General features: G+C 72.1%; 15 protein-coding genes. 9 read left to right on the top strand and 6 right to left on the bottom strand.

Translation table 11 applies throughout. From position 1 onward, the window contains the following. Positions 1 to 51 precede the first annotated feature (51 nt). From AC3RJ8_RS10005 to AC3RJ8_RS09970, 8 genes are read left to right on the top strand one after another with little or no spacing between them, the layout of a single operon-like run. On the top strand, positions 52 to 807 hold the full coding sequence (locus tag AC3RJ8_RS10005; protein WP_489712492.1) for a helix-turn-helix transcriptional regulator: 756 nt from the start codon (positions 52 to 54) through the stop codon (positions 805 to 807). Continuing rightward, positions 804 to 2,267 (top strand): Fe-S cluster assembly protein SufB, encoded by a 1,464-nt coding sequence (gene sufB, locus AC3RJ8_RS10000; RefSeq protein ID WP_489712491.1) that lies wholly within the window; start codon positions 804 to 806, stop codon positions 2,265 to 2,267. Before AC3RJ8_RS10005 ends, sufB begins: the two co-directional genes overlap by 4 nt. A 1-nt stretch (position 2,268) precedes the next feature. Then, entirely contained in the window at positions 2,269 to 3,474 is a 1,206-nt protein-coding gene (gene sufD, locus AC3RJ8_RS09995) for a Fe-S cluster assembly protein SufD (protein ID WP_489712490.1), read from the top strand. 4 nt (positions 3,475 to 3,478) lie between these two features. Then, positions 3,479 to 3,826, top strand: a complete 348-nt coding sequence (locus AC3RJ8_RS09990; RefSeq protein ID WP_489712489.1) for a non-heme iron oxygenase ferredoxin subunit — start codon at positions 3,479 to 3,481, stop codon at positions 3,824 to 3,826. Positions 3,827 to 3,878: 52 nt separating this feature from the next. After that, positions 3,879 to 4,649, top strand: coding sequence for a Fe-S cluster assembly ATPase SufC (sufC, locus tag AC3RJ8_RS09985; protein WP_407318099.1), 771 nt, complete (start codon positions 3,879 to 3,881; stop codon positions 4,647 to 4,649). 11 nt (positions 4,650 to 4,660) lie between these two features. Beyond that, the gene (locus AC3RJ8_RS09980; RefSeq protein WP_489712488.1) at positions 4,661 to 5,974 is read left to right on the top strand and encodes a cysteine desulfurase; all 1,314 of its coding nucleotides are present in this window, start codon (positions 4,661 to 4,663) and stop codon (positions 5,972 to 5,974) included. A 13-nt stretch (positions 5,975 to 5,987) separates the two neighbouring features. Continuing rightward, positions 5,988 to 6,494 (top strand): Fe-S cluster assembly sulfur transfer protein SufU, encoded by a 507-nt coding sequence (gene sufU / locus AC3RJ8_RS09975; protein WP_407318095.1) that lies wholly within the window; start codon positions 5,988 to 5,990, stop codon positions 6,492 to 6,494. Beyond that, positions 6,487 to 6,846, top strand: coding sequence for a metal-sulfur cluster assembly factor (locus AC3RJ8_RS09970; RefSeq protein WP_407318094.1), 360 nt, complete (start codon positions 6,487 to 6,489; stop codon positions 6,844 to 6,846). The genes sufU and AC3RJ8_RS09970 overlap by 8 nt, the downstream gene beginning before the upstream one ends. 16 nt (positions 6,847 to 6,862) lie before the next feature. Here AC3RJ8_RS09970 and AC3RJ8_RS09965 read toward each other — a convergent pair whose 3' ends face one another. The 3 genes from AC3RJ8_RS09965 to AC3RJ8_RS09955 all read right to left on the bottom strand — a co-directional run bounded on the left by AC3RJ8_RS09965 (position 6,863) and on the right by AC3RJ8_RS09955 (position 9,985). After that, positions 6,863 to 7,786 (bottom strand): universal stress protein, encoded by a 924-nt coding sequence (locus tag AC3RJ8_RS09965; protein WP_489712487.1) that lies wholly within the window; start codon positions 7,784 to 7,786, stop codon positions 6,863 to 6,865. 112 nt (positions 7,787 to 7,898) lie between these two features. Further along, positions 7,899 to 8,438 (bottom strand): DUF1697 domain-containing protein, encoded by a 540-nt coding sequence (locus AC3RJ8_RS09960; RefSeq protein WP_489712486.1) that lies wholly within the window; start codon positions 8,436 to 8,438, stop codon positions 7,899 to 7,901. A gap of 47 nt (positions 8,439 to 8,485) precedes the next feature. After that, complete coding sequence (locus AC3RJ8_RS09955) at positions 8,486 to 9,985, bottom strand: DUF2809 domain-containing protein (RefSeq protein WP_489712485.1); 1,500 nt, start codon at positions 9,983 to 9,985, stop codon at positions 8,486 to 8,488. Between the two features lie 138 nt (positions 9,986 to 10,123). Between AC3RJ8_RS09955 and AC3RJ8_RS09950 the strand changes: the two genes are divergently transcribed. Further along, positions 10,124 to 11,722 carry an ABC-F family ATP-binding cassette domain-containing protein gene (locus AC3RJ8_RS09950; protein ID WP_489712484.1) on the top strand — a complete coding sequence of 533 codons (1,599 nt, stop codon included), beginning with the start codon at positions 10,124 to 10,126 and terminating at the stop codon, positions 11,720 to 11,722. Positions 11,723 to 11,753: 31 nt separating this feature from the next. Here the strand turns inward: AC3RJ8_RS09950 and AC3RJ8_RS09945 are convergent, their stop codons facing one another. Genes AC3RJ8_RS09945 through AC3RJ8_RS09935 form a run of 3 tightly spaced genes read right to left on the bottom strand, consistent with a single transcriptional unit; the run spans position 11,754 to position 13,260 of the window. After that, on the bottom strand, positions 11,754 to 12,635 hold the full coding sequence (locus AC3RJ8_RS09945) for an SURF1 family cytochrome oxidase biogenesis protein (RefSeq protein WP_489712483.1): 882 nt from the start codon (positions 12,633 to 12,635) through the stop codon (positions 11,754 to 11,756). Continuing rightward, a complete protein-coding gene (locus tag AC3RJ8_RS09940) occupies positions 12,632 to 12,871 on the bottom strand; it encodes a hypothetical protein (protein WP_407318085.1) in 240 nt (79 codons plus the stop codon). Before AC3RJ8_RS09940 ends, AC3RJ8_RS09945 begins: the two co-directional genes overlap by 4 nt. Further along, the gene (locus tag AC3RJ8_RS09935; RefSeq protein WP_489712482.1) at positions 12,871 to 13,260 is read right to left on the bottom strand and encodes a DUF3099 domain-containing protein; all 390 of its coding nucleotides are present in this window, start codon (positions 13,258 to 13,260) and stop codon (positions 12,871 to 12,873) included. Before AC3RJ8_RS09935 ends, AC3RJ8_RS09940 begins: the two co-directional genes overlap by 1 nt. Positions 13,261 to 13,297: the final 37 nt, after the last annotated feature.

The following is a 13,297-nucleotide window of genomic DNA, read 5'->3' as shown; positions in this document are numbered from 1 at the left end:
TCGATTACGCAACAAGGATGTTCTGTATATCGACGCGCCGGAGGTGAGCACGTGACGACGACCCAGACCATGGCCGGGGCCCCCCGGGGTCAGGGTGCCGCCGCGCTCGCGCACGTCGAGAACGACGGGACGCGCCGCCGGGTGCTGGAGCTCGTCGCCACCGAGGGGCCGGTCACCGCCGGTCGCCTCGCCGAGGTGCTCGGCCTGACGCAGGCCGCCGTCCGCCGGCACCTCGCCGGGCTCGAGCACGACGGCACGATCATGGTGCACGACGGCGGTACGGGCGCGGGGCGCGCACGCCGCGGTCGTCCCGCGCGGCACTACGTCGTCAGCACCGCGGGCCAGGCCGAGCTCGGCGACCGCGACGGCGAGCTCGCCACGCAGGCCATGCGCTTCCTGCGCCGGACCGGTGGCGACGAGGCCGTCGAGGCCTTCGCCACCGAGCGCAACGACGCCGTCGTGCGCCGCTACGCCCCGCGGCTGACGGCGACCGACCCGCAGGAGCGGGCCGCCCAGCTCGCCGACCTGCTCGCCGCGGACGGCTACGCCTCCTCGGTGCGTCCTGTCGTCGGACCGCTGGTCCCCACCGTCCAGCTGTGCCAGGGGCACTGCCCCGTGCAGCACGCCGCCGAGGACTTCCCCGAGCTGTGCGAGGCCGAGGCCCGCGCGTTCTCGGAGCTGCTCGGCACGCACGTCCAGCGGCTGGCCACCCTCGCAGGCGGCGCGCACGCCTGCGTCACGAACATCCCGCTGACTCCCCCCACCCCCGCCGGCCGCTCCGGCGGCACGCAGGAAGGATCACGATGAGCGCTCCTACCCAGGACGCCGCCGCCAAGGCGGCAGAGGCACAGACCGAGAGGCCCTCCGACGACGAGATCATCGCCTCGATCGGCTCCTACGAGTACGGCTGGCACGACACCGACGAGGCCGGCGCGGTCGCCGAGCGGGGCCTGAACGAGTCCGTCGTGCGCAACATCTCCCTGCTGAAGAACGAGCCCGAGTGGATGCTCAAGGCGCGGCTCAAGGCGCTGCGCCTGTTCGGCAAGAAGCCGATGCCGAGCTGGGGCGCCGACCTCACGGGGATCGACTTCGACCGCATCAAGTACTTCGTGCGCTCGACCGAGAAGCAGGCCACCAGCTGGGAAGACCTCCCGGAGGACATCAAGGCGACGTACGACAAGCTCGGCATCCCCGAGGCCGAGAAGCAGCGCCTCGTGGCCGGCGTCGCGGCCCAGTACGAGTCCGAGGTCGTCTACCACCAGATCCGTGAGGACCTGGAGGAGCAGGGCGTCATCTTTGTCGACACGGACACGGGACTGCGCGAGTACCCCGAGCTGTTCGAGGAGTACTTCGGCACGGTCATCCCGGCCGGCGACAACAAGTTCTCCGCGCTGAACTCGGCGGTCTGGTCGGGCGGCTCGTTCGTCTACGTCCCGCCGGGCGTGCACGTGGAGATCCCGCTGCAGGCCTACTTCCGGATCAACACCGAGAACATGGGCCAGTTCGAGCGGACGCTGATCATCGCGGACGAGGGCTCGTACGTGCACTACGTCGAGGGCTGCACCGCGCCGATCTACTCGTCGGACTCGCTGCACAGCGCCGTCGTGGAGATCGTCGTGAAGAAGAACGCCCGCGTGCGGTACACGACCATCCAGAACTGGTCGAACAACGTCTACAACCTGGTGACCAAGCGCGCCACGGCCGAGGCCGGCGCCCAGATGGAGTGGGTCGACGGCAACATCGGCTCCAAGGTCACCATGAAGTACCCCGCGATCTACCTGCTGGGCGAGCACGCCCGCGGCGAGACGCTCTCGATCGCCTTCGCCGGCGAGGGCCAGCACCAGGACGCCGGTGCCAAGATGGTGCACGCCGCGCCCCGCACCTCGTCGTCGATCGTCTCCAAGTCGGTGGCCCGAGGCGGTGGGCGCACGTCCTACCGCGGACTGGTCCAGGTGCTCGAGGGTGCCGAGGGATCAGCCTCCAACGTGCTGTGCGACGCGCTGCTCGTGGACCAGATCTCCCGGTCCGACACCTACCCCTACGTCGACGTCCGCGAGGACGACGTCTCCATGGGGCACGAGGCGACCGTGTCGAAGGTGAGCGCGGAACAGCTGTTCTACCTCATGTCCCGAGGACTGGACGAGACCGAGGCCATGGCCATGATCGTGCGCGGGTTCGTCGAGCCCATCGCTCGCGAGCTGCCCATGGAGTACGCCCTCGAGCTCAACCGCCTCATCGAGCTGCAGATGGAAGGGTCCGTCGGCTGATATGACTGCCACCACCACCGATCACTCACGCGCCGTGGCCGACGGCGCCCACTCCCACGGAGTGGTACCCGCAGGCAGCCGCGCCGAGCGCGTCACCTCGTTCGACCTCGCGGACATCCCCGTGCCGTCGGGTCGCGAGGAGGAGTGGCGTTTCTCGCCCGTGGCGCGCCTCCAGCCGCTCTTCGCCGAGCAGCTCGGGTCCGACGGCGTCGCCGTGAGCGTCGAGCCCGCACCCGAGGTCAAGGTCGAGACGGTCTCGCGCGACGACGCCCGTCTCGGCGCGGCCGGCAAGCCCGGCGACCGCACGGCGGTCAGCGCCTGGAACGCCGTCACGGAGGCCACCGTCGTCACGGTGCCCGCCGAGGCGGTCGCCTCCGACGTCACCTCCGTGCGGATCGACGGCGTCTCGAAGGACGCGACGGCCCAGCACCTCCTGGTGCACGCCGAGCGGCACTCCGAGGCGGTCGTCGTCATCGACCACCGCGGCGACGCGCTGCTCAACCAGACGGTCGAGGTCGTCGTCGACGACGGCGCACGCCTCACCGTGGTCTCCGTGCAGGACTGGGCCGACGGCGCCGTGCACGCGTCCGCGCACCGGTCCACCATCGGTCGCGACGCCAAGCTCAAGCACGTCGTGGTGACGTTCGGCGGCGACGTCGTGCGCATCACGCCGGACGCGACGTTCACCGCCCCCGGCGGCGACGTCGAGATGGTCGGCCTCTACTTCGCGGACGCCGACCAGCACCAGGAGCACCGCCTCTTCGTCGACCATGCCGTGCCGAGCTGCAAGTCGCGCGTGACGTACAAGGGCGCGCTGCAGGGCGCGGGGGCGCACACCGTGTGGGTGGGAGACGTCCTCATCCAGGCCGAGGCCGAGGACACGGACACCTACGAGCTCAACCGCAACCTCGTCCTCACGGACGGGGCGAGGGCGGACTCGGTGCCGAACCTCGAGATCGAGACCGGTGAGATCGCGGGCGCGGGGCACGCGTCGGCGACCGGACGGTTCGACGACGAGCAGCTCTTCTACCTCATGGCCCGGGGCATCCCCGAGATCGATGCGCGCCGTCTCGTGGTGCGCGGGTTCTTCGCGGAGCTCATCGACGAGATCGGTGTGGAGTCCGTCGAGCAGCGGCTGCTCGCCTCGATCGAGGCCGAGCTGGAGAAGTCGATGAGCGTCATCACCGGCGCCCCGGCGGCGGAGTGACGGCGTGACCCAGCAGATCGTTGCCTCGACGGCCGACCTGGAGCCCGAGGAGGCCAAGCTCGTCGAGCTCCAGGACGCGAACGGCTCCACGGTCCCGGTCGCCCTCGTCCGGGACGCCGACGGCGACTTCCACGCGATCAGCGACATCTGTTCCCACGGAGCGGTGTCGCTGTCGGACGGCGAGGTCGAGGGCTGCCGGGTCGAGTGCTGGCTGCACGGCTCGCAGTTCGACCTGCGGACCGGCAAGCCGCTACAGCTTCCCGCGACCCGACCGGTGCCCGTCTACCCGGTGACCGTGGAGGGCGACAAGGTGCTCGTCGACATCGACGAGCCCGTCGCCGCCGCGTCCTGACCGCACCTTCCTCGCACCACAGACTTTCGAACAAGACCTGGAGAACCACCTGATGTCCACCCTGGAGATCCGCGACCTGCACGTCAGCGTCGAGACCAAGGAAGGCCCGAAGCCGATCCTGCGCGGCGTCGACCTGACCATCAAGTCCGGCGAGACGCACGCCATCATGGGCCCCAACGGCTCCGGCAAGTCGACCCTCGCCTCGGCCCTCGCCGGCCACCCCAAGTACGAGGTCACCGCGGGCACCGTCACGCTCGACGGCGAGGACGTCCTCGCGATGAGCGTCGACGAGCGCGCCCGTGCCGGACTGTTCCTCGCCATGCAGTACCCCGTCGAGGTGCCCGGCGTCTCCGTCGCGAACTTCCTGCGCACCGCCAAGACCGCCATCTCCGGCGAGGCCCCGGCCCTGCGCACGTGGGGCAAGGAGGTCAAGGGCGCGATGGAGAACCTGCGCATCGACAGCTCCTTCGCCGAGCGCTCGGTCAACGAGGGCTTCTCCGGTGGCGAGAAGAAGCGCCACGAGATCCTGCAGATGGAGCTCTTCAAGCCGCACTTCGCCGTCCTCGACGAGACCGACTCCGGCCTGGACGTGGACGCGCTGCGCGTCGTCTCGGAGGGCGTGAACCGCGCCAAGGAGACCACCGACGTCGGCGTGCTGCTCATCACGCACTACACGCGCATCCTGCGTTACATCAAGCCGGACTTCGTCCACGTCTTCGTCGACGGCCGGATCGCCGAGGAGGGCGGCCCCGAGCTCGCCGAGCGGCTCGAGGACGAGGGCTACGACCGGTACGTCGGTACCGGCGCGACGATGTCGGCCTGACGGAGCACACCATGACCACCGCCGACACCGTGCGCCCGGCACCGGCCGACGACACCCTCACCGCGAGCGAGCTCGCCGCGGTGCGGGCGGACTTCCCGCTGCTCGGGCGCACGGTGCGCGGTGGTCGGCCCCTGGTCTACCTGGACTCGGCAGCGACGTCCCAGAAGCCGAACGTGGTGCTCGAGGCCGAGGTCGAGTTCTACGAGCAGCGCAACGCCGCCGTGCACCGCGGCGCGCACCAGATCGCCGAGGAGGCCACCGAGGCCTTCGAGTCGGCGCGCAGCGCCGTCGCCTCGTTCGTGGGGGCGGACGACGGCGAGATCGTCTGGACGCCGGGCGCGACGGCGGCGCTCAACCTCGTGGCCTACGCGTTCTCGAACGCCACGGCCGGTCGGGGCGGAGCGGCGGCCGAGCGGTTCCGGCTGGAGCCCGGCGACGAGATCGTCGTCACCGAGGCCGAGCACCACGCGAACCTGGTGCCGTGGCAGGAGCTGTGCGCCCGCACCGGTGCCGTCCTGCGCTGGTTCGGCGTGGACGACGACGGGCGGATCGACCTGTCCGACGTCGACGCGGTGATCACCGACCGCACCCGGATCGTGGCGTTCGGGCACGTGTCCAACGTGACCGGCGCCGTCGGCCCGGTCACCGAGCTGGTGGCCGCGGCCCGCCGCGTCGGCGCGTACACCGTGCTCGATGCCTGCCAGTCGGTCCCGCACCTGCCCGTCGACCTGCACGCCCTCGGGGTGGACTTCGCGGCGTTCAGCGCGCACAAGATGTTGGGGCCCACCGGCGTCGGGGCGCTGTACGCGCGCCGGGAGCTGCTCGAGGCCATGCCGCCCGTCACCACCGGCGGGTCCATGGTCGAGGTCGTCACGATGGAGACCACCACGTACGCGCCGCCACCGCAGCGCTTCGAGGCGGGCACCCAGATGGTCGCCCAGGCCGTGGGCATGGGCGTGGCCGCGCAGTGGCTCGACGAGCTCGGGATGTCCCGCGTCAGGCGGCACGAGCACGAGCTGGCCGGCGAGCTGCTCCGCATCGCGGAGATCCCGGGGGTGCGTGTGATCGGCCCGGCGGACACGAGGGACCGCCTCGCCGTGGTCTCGTTCGTCGTCGACGGCGTGCACTCCCACGACGTGTCGCAGGTGCTCGACGACCGGGGGATCGCCGTCCGGGTCGGGCACCACTGCGCACAGCCGCTGCACCGGCGGTTCGGCGTGGCCGCGACCACGCGGGCCTCGGCGTCGGTCTACACGACCGTCGAGGAGATCGTGGCGTTCCGGGAAGCGCTGGCGGGTGTGCGGGCGTTCTTCGGTGCAGAGTGAAGGAGGAGGACCCATGAGCGGCTCGTTGGAGCAGATGTACCAGCAGGTCATCCTCGACCATGCGAAGCACCCGCACGGCCGGGGTCTCGTCGACGTCGTCGCCGGTCACCGCGGCGGCGAGTCGCACCAGGTGAACCCCACGTGCGGCGACGAGGTGACCCTGCGCGTGGACGTCGCGTCTGGCCCCGGCGGCGGCACCGTGGTGTCGGGCGTCTCCTGGGAGGGTCAGGGCTGCTCGATCTCGCAGGCGTCCGTCTCGGTGATGACCGAGCTCGTCACCGGCCGCGACCTCGACGAGGTCCGCCGTCTCGACGAGACGTTCCACGCGCTGATGGGCTCGCGCGGCAAGGGACTGGACGACGACGCGGCGCTCGACGCGCTCGGCGACGGCGAGGCGTTCACCGGCGTCTCGCAGTACCCCGCCCGCATCAAGTGCGCGCTGCTCGGCTGGGCGGCGCTCAAGGACTCGCTGGCGCGCAGCGGCGCGCTGGCAGACTCGACCGGAGGAACCGATGACTGAGAACACGACCGAGACGGCCGCACCGGCCGGTCCGACGCCGGGCGCGACGACCGCGGCCGACGTCGAGGAAGCGATGCGCGACGTCATCGACCCGGAGCTCGGGATCAACGTCGTCGACCTCGGCCTCGTCTACGGTGTCGAGGTGGACCAGAACAACCACGCCACCATCGACATGACGCTGACCTCGGCCGCGTGCCCGTTGACCGACGTCCTGGAGGACCAGTCGGCGCAGGCCCTCGAGGGGCTCGTCACCGGCCACCGGATCAACTGGGTCTGGATGCCGCCGTGGGGCCCGGAGAAGATCACCGACGACGGCCGCGAGCAGCTGCGGATGCTCGGGTTCAACGTCTGACCCAGAGCCTCAGCGGTCAGAACTCCGGGGCGTTGACGACGAGGACGGGGCAGCAGGCTCTGCGCAGTACGGCCTGGCTGGTCGAGCCGAGCAGCAGCCCCTGGAACCCACCGCGTCCACGCGAGCCGACGACGACGAGGTCGGCAGACTCGGAGAGCACGGCCAGGATGTGAGGTGCCCTGCCGTCGACGGCTCGGGACGTGACGGTGATATCGGGTGCGCTCCGCCGGAGCGCCTCGACGGTGCCGGTCAGCTCGTCGTCGGCGGCCGAGAGCACCGCCTCGCGGTCGGGCCGCGACGGCGTCCACGGCAGGTGACCCCAGTGGTCCGCGGGGACCGCGTGGACGACGAGCAACTCGGCCGACAGCGACCGGGCGACGGTGACGGCGTACGCCGTGGCAGCGTCCGAGCCGGCCGACCCGTCCACCCCGACGACCACGCGGCCGTACCGGCGCACGGCGTCGGCGGGCGCGTCGTCGGGTCCGGCCGGGAGCGGCTCGGACTCCTGCCGGAACGGCACGACGACGGTCGGGCAGCGGGCATACGCCGGCAGCGTCGCGGACACGGTCCCTAGCAGGCGCTCGGTCAAGCCTCCATGCCCACGCGCCCCCACGACCGCGAGCGCGTGGTCGCCCGACCGCTCCACGAGAGCCCCGGTGGGGTCGCCCGTCGCGACCTCGGTGGTCGCCTTCGTCCCGGCCTGCGCGGCGCGTGCGGCGGCCTCGGCGCCGGTGCGTTCCACGTGCGTGCGGACGCGGACGTCGTCCGGGACGATGCGGTTGCCCTCCTCGTCGTAGGGAAGGAAGAACCCGGGCAGCGCGTAGCTGCTCACGAGGTGCAGGGCGGCGCCGGTGCGCCGCGCGTAGGCGGCAGCCCAGTCCAGGGCGTTGGTGCTCTCGGCGGAGTCGTCGACTCCGACCAGGATGGTCGGCTCGGTCATCGAGCACCTCTCTCGCTTCGGGGCCGAGGACACCACGAGCACAGCCCGCGCCGCACGGCATCCGGAGCGGACCGTCATGGTCGTGGCGGTGAGAATCACGCGCCGACGGCGCTCAGCGGCCGTCCGCGTTCGCAAGCGCCGTCAGCTTCGTCACCGTGTTCAGGTTGCGGATCGTGGCCCGGCGGTCGCCGGTGGGCAGGCGAAGTCGGCTGCGGCCCATGCCCTGCGGGTAGTGCACGTAGACCTCCCGGCGGCCGAGGACGAGCTGCTCGTCGGTGATGCCGGTGGCGCGCTCCACGGTGTCGTCGTCGGGCGGGCAGTCGAGGAAGGTGACACCCACCCGGCTCGGCTCCGCGGACGGGAACGGGTTGGCGTCGCGGACTCGTTCCAGCTCGGCCCGGGTCCGGATCACCACGCCCACCGGCTTGCCCGCGTACTCCCGCAGCACCTCCTCCAGAGCGTCCCGGGCGTCGTCGGGCCCGCGGCTCGTGGAGAACAGGACGTTCCCGCTGGCGATGTAGGTGCGCACGTCGGCGAACCCGAGCGTCGCGCACAGAGCGCGCAGGTCGCTCATCGGCAGCTTGCCCGTACCGCCGACGTTGACCGCGCACAGGAGCGCCACGAGCGGGTGGGGCGTCGGTGCCTCTGTCACGAGCTCACCGTACGGCGAGCCTCCGACGCCGGCAGGTGGTGACCCGGTCAGTACGAGACCGGCGTCTCGACCGACTCCCAGTGCCACGCCTCGGGGAGCCGGCCGTCCGGCTCCGCCCAGTCGGGGTGGGTCCAGCCGTGCTGCTCCGCGTTGGCCTTCATCCAGGCGTACCGGGCGCCGTCGAAGCTCTCGGGCCCCATGCTGACGTCGACGGCGGTGCCGAGCCCGTGGTTCGAGCAGCCCGGGGGAGCGGCGAGCGGGTTGGGGTTCACCGGGTCGTACACCGCGAACTGGTCGTCGTAGGAGCGGTACGCCGAGTTCACGGTGAGGTGCTCGCCGAACTCGGCCTGGTACGCCTCGTCGAGCGCCACGAGACCGTCCACCAGGTCCGCCCGCAGCAGGTGCTCCGGGTCCCAGGGGATCGGTGCGAGCTCGTCCTCGGCGAGGCGGCCGGCGCCGGGGAACCAGAGTTGGTCCGGCTCGGGGCAGACGGCGGCGTCCTGGGCGGACATCAACGCGGTGGTCGCCTGCGCGACGTCGTCCCGGTGTGCGAGCAGGTCACCGGCGACGGACTCCAGGTCGGCGAGCCGCATCGTGTCGAGGTGGACGGGCTCCGCCGTCGCGAGAGCGTCGTCGGCGGCTCCGACGGCGTCGCGCAGCGCGTCCCGGACCGCCCGGCCCGCGCCGCGCCCCTCGTCGGCCAGCTCGTCGGTCGCGGTGAGGATGTCGTCGGCCCGGCGCCGGACCGGGGCGAGCGGCTCGCGGGCGTCGGTGGCCGCCGTGGTCGCCACGGTCCGGCGGGACTCGCGCACGGCCGCGACCGACCGCTCCACCCGTGCACCGGCCGCCACCGCGTCGCCGGGGCCGCGCTCGAGGACCGGCGTCGCGTCGAGGACGGTCTCCGCCTCGTCGAGCGCCTGCGCCAGGGCCGACCGCACGGCGTCGTCGGCGACCTTGTCGGCCGAGTCGTCGAGCTCCGTGCGCGCGACGGCGACCTGGGACGTGAGGCCGGCGGCCTCGGTCGCGAGCGATCGCTCGACGCCCACGCCCGCGGCCACGAGCACCGCGACCACGGCGAGCGGCACGAGGAACGCTGTCACGCGTCGCCCGACCACCCGGACCGGGTCCGCGCGCACGTGCCGCAACGCCTCGTCGACGGTCGCCGCCCGGGGTGCGACGACGGCGAGGACCGCCCCGGCCAGGAACGCCCCGAGCGCGTACCAGGCCAGGTCCGCCACCCCGAACGTCGTGCCCAGCACGTACCGCGCCGTCGGCACCTGCTCGAGGAGCCTCGCCGGCACGTCGGTCAGGTGCGACACCTCGATCGCCGTGCACACCGCGAGCGCGGTCGCCGCCGCGAGGGCCCGGGGGGCGCGCGGCACGACGAGGACGACGAGCCAGACGACCAGCATCGCGTAGAGCACGTCGCCGACCGGTCCGCCCACGGGTTCGGGAAGCAGGGCACGGCCGCCGAGCCCGGCGAGCACGGTCAGCACGGCCAGGAGGGTCGACGTCGTGCGGGGCACTCGGGCCACGGGGAGGGGCACGAGCCGCACCCTATCGAGCGTCGCGGACGTCGCGGAGGACGGTCCACCGCCAGCTGTGACGTAAGTCGTCGCCAGGCCACGGACCGGGCACTAGAGTGGCGGGAGCCCCGCACCCACTTTCTGAAGGACACCCCTGCCTTGATCACCGCCCACGGCGTCGAGCTGCGCTTCGGCGCCCGCGTCCTGCTGCACGAGGCCACGTTCCGCGTGGCTCCGGGCGACCGCATCGGCCTGGTCGGCCGCAACGGCGCCGGCAAGACCACGCTCACCAAGACTCTCGCGGGCGAGACCCTGCCGGCGGGGGGCACGATCACGCGCGGCAACGAGATCGGCTACCTGCCGCAGGACCCGCGCACCGGAGACCTCGACGTCGTCGCGATGGACCGGGTGCTCAGTGCCCGGGGCCTGGACAAGATCGTCGCCAAGATGCGCGTGGCGGAGAAGGAGATGGCCAGCGAGGACGCCGACGTCCAGGCGGCGGCGATGGAGCGCTACCCGAAGCTGGAGACCCGCTTCCTCGCGGCCGGGGGATACTCCGCCGAGTCCGAGGCGCACCGGATCACGAGCAACCTGGCGCTCGACGACCGCATCCTCGCCCAGCCGCTGCACACGCTCTCCGGTGGTCAGCGCCGCCGGATCGAGCTGGCCCGCATCCTGTTCTCGGGTGTCGACACACTGCTGCTCGACGAGCCCACCAACCACCTTGACGCGGACTCGATCGTCTGGCTGCGCGAGTACCTCCGGTCGTACTCCGGCGGGTTCATCGTCATCTCCCACGACGTCGAGCTGCTCCGCGCGACCGTCAACAAGGTGTTCCACCTGGACGCCAACCGCGGCGAGCTCGACCAGTACAGCCTGGGATGGGACGCCTACATCGCCCAGCGCGAGCAGGACGAGCGCCGTCGTCGTCGCGAGCGCGCCAACGCGGAGAAGAAGGCCGACACCCTCATCGCCCAGGCCAACAAGATGCGCGCCAAGGCATCCAAGGCCACCGCGGCACAGAACATGCTCAAGCGGGCCGAGCGCATGCTCGCCGGCACGGAGGGCGAGCGGCAGACGGACAAGGTGGCCGCGCTGCGGTTCCCGAAGCCGGCTCCCTGCGGCAAGACGCCGCTCATGGCGCGCGGGTTGTCCAAGACCTACGGATCGCTGGAGGTCTTCGCGGGCGTCGACCTCGCCATCGACCGCGGGTCGCGGGTCGTCATCCTCGGGCTCAACGGTGCGGGCAAGACGACGATGCTGCGGCTGCTGGCCGGCGTCGAGACCCCCGACACGGGCGAGGTGCTGCCGGGGCACGGGCTCAAGATGGGCTACTACGCCCAGGAGCACGACATGCTCGACATGAACGCCACCGTCGTGGAGAACCTGCGGCACAGCGCCCCGGACCTGACGGACACCCAGGTCCGCACCACGCTCGGGTCGTTCCTGTTCAGCGGCGACGACGCCGACAAGCCCGCGCACGTGCTCTCGGGAGGCGAGAAGACCCGGCTCGCCCTGGCCACGCTCGTGGTCTCCAGCGCGAACGTCCTGCTGCTCGACGAACCCACCAACAACCTCGACCCGGCGTCGCGCGCGGAGATCCTGGGGGCCCTCAACACGTACGAGGGCGCCGTCATCATGGTCACCCACGACGACGGCGCGGTGGACGCGCTCAACCCGGAGCGCGTGCTGCTGCTGCCCGACGGCGACGAGGACCTGTGGTCGGACGACTACGCGGAGCTCGTGTCCCTCGCCTGAGCCGGGATGAAGTCGCAGGCTCGGGCGACGGCTACTCGGTCTGAGAGGCGTCGACGAGCGCGTCCTCGTGCTCCTCGTCGGCGTGTCGTGGCGCCCGGCGCTCACGGCGCGGACGCGACGTCCCGCCGGGGTCGTCCGCCGCGATGAGGTCGCCGGCTGAGACGGTGGCCGCACGGGTCTCGCGCCGCCACAGCAGCACGAACCCCCCGACGGCGCCGAGCGCGAAGATCACCCACTGGAAGGTGTAGCTGAGGTGGGAGCCGGGGTCGGTGTCCGGCCGGGGTGCCGGCACCAGCGCCTCGGCGGCCGGGTCCTCGGACCGCATCTGCCCGTACGTACCGACGGTGGCGTCGTCGGCCACCGCGGTCGCCCCGCCGGACACGGCGCCCGTCAGCACCTGGTCGTTGTTGATACGTGAGACCGTCCCTGCCTGGGCGCCGCGGTCCGCGGCGGGCTCGTCGGGCCGCAGCGTGACGGTGACGGCGACCTCGCCGGTCGGCGGAGCGGGGACCGCGGCCGGTTCACCGGCGTCGGCCCCCAGCGGCACGAACCCGCGGTCGACGACGAGCACCACGGGCTCGCCGTCGAGCTCGGTGCGCAGCGGGACCAGCAGGTGGAACCCGGGGGTGCCGTTGACGGGCCGGTTGCGCAGCAGCATGGTCCCGGCAGGGAGGTACTCACCGACGACGACGGCGGGCCGCCACTCGTCGTCGGCCGCCAGCTCTGCACCGGGGGCGTCGACGAGCTCGGCCAGGGGGACGGGGTCGGCGCCGTAGTTCGCCTCGACGAGGGCGATCTGCTCCTGGCGGTCGGTGTAGCGGTGCCACTGCCAGAACGCTGCGAGCACGCACAGCGCGGCCAGCAGCACCGCCGCCAGTCCGAGGGTGACCCACTGGCGACGGGTCCGCCTCATCCGTGCTCCAGATCCTCGACGGGGACGGTCTGTCGCCAGAACGACCGTGCCCCGAGGAACTGCTCGAGGTGCTCGCGGTGGTCGTCGCAGGCGAGCCACACCTTGCGGCGTTCCGGGGTGTGCAGCTTCGGGTTGTTCCACAGCAGCCCCCAGCGGGCGTCTGCTCGGCAGCCCTTGGCCGAGCAGACGAGCGCGTCGGGGTCCACCGGGTCGGCGCCCAGGCCGAGCACGTCCATCACGGGTCCTCGGGGTCGTCGGTGCGTTCGGTCGGTGTCCCGGTCGAGGGCGTCTCCACGTGGTCGACCACGCGCACGTGAGGTTCGTCGGCCGGCGGCAGGGTGGCCTCGATCTCCCGTGGTGCCGGCGGGGGCACGCCCGACGACTCCCGCGAGCTGCGGTCGCGACCGGCGTTGGCGAGCAGGACGGCCGAGTAGGGGAGCACGACGGCCCCGGCGAAGCAGACCCACATCAGCCAGCCCTCCACGAGGAGCGCCGCGGCCAGGATGAGCACGATCCGCAGACCCATCTGGAACAGGTACTGGCGCAGACGTCGGCTCTGATCCTCGGCGAGACTCGCCGGGACGCCCGTGATCGAGGGGACCTCGTGGGGGCTGGACGTGCTCACCCTGCCAGTCTACGTCCGCCGCGGCGCCCTTCCGTCT

It is taken from the genome of Isoptericola sp. MSGPD8_1_ISO-PGPR-S23-394 (assembly GCF_058072785.1).
Note: the sequence above shows the minus strand (reverse complement) of the source record. Positions and strands in the feature narration are given on the sequence as shown.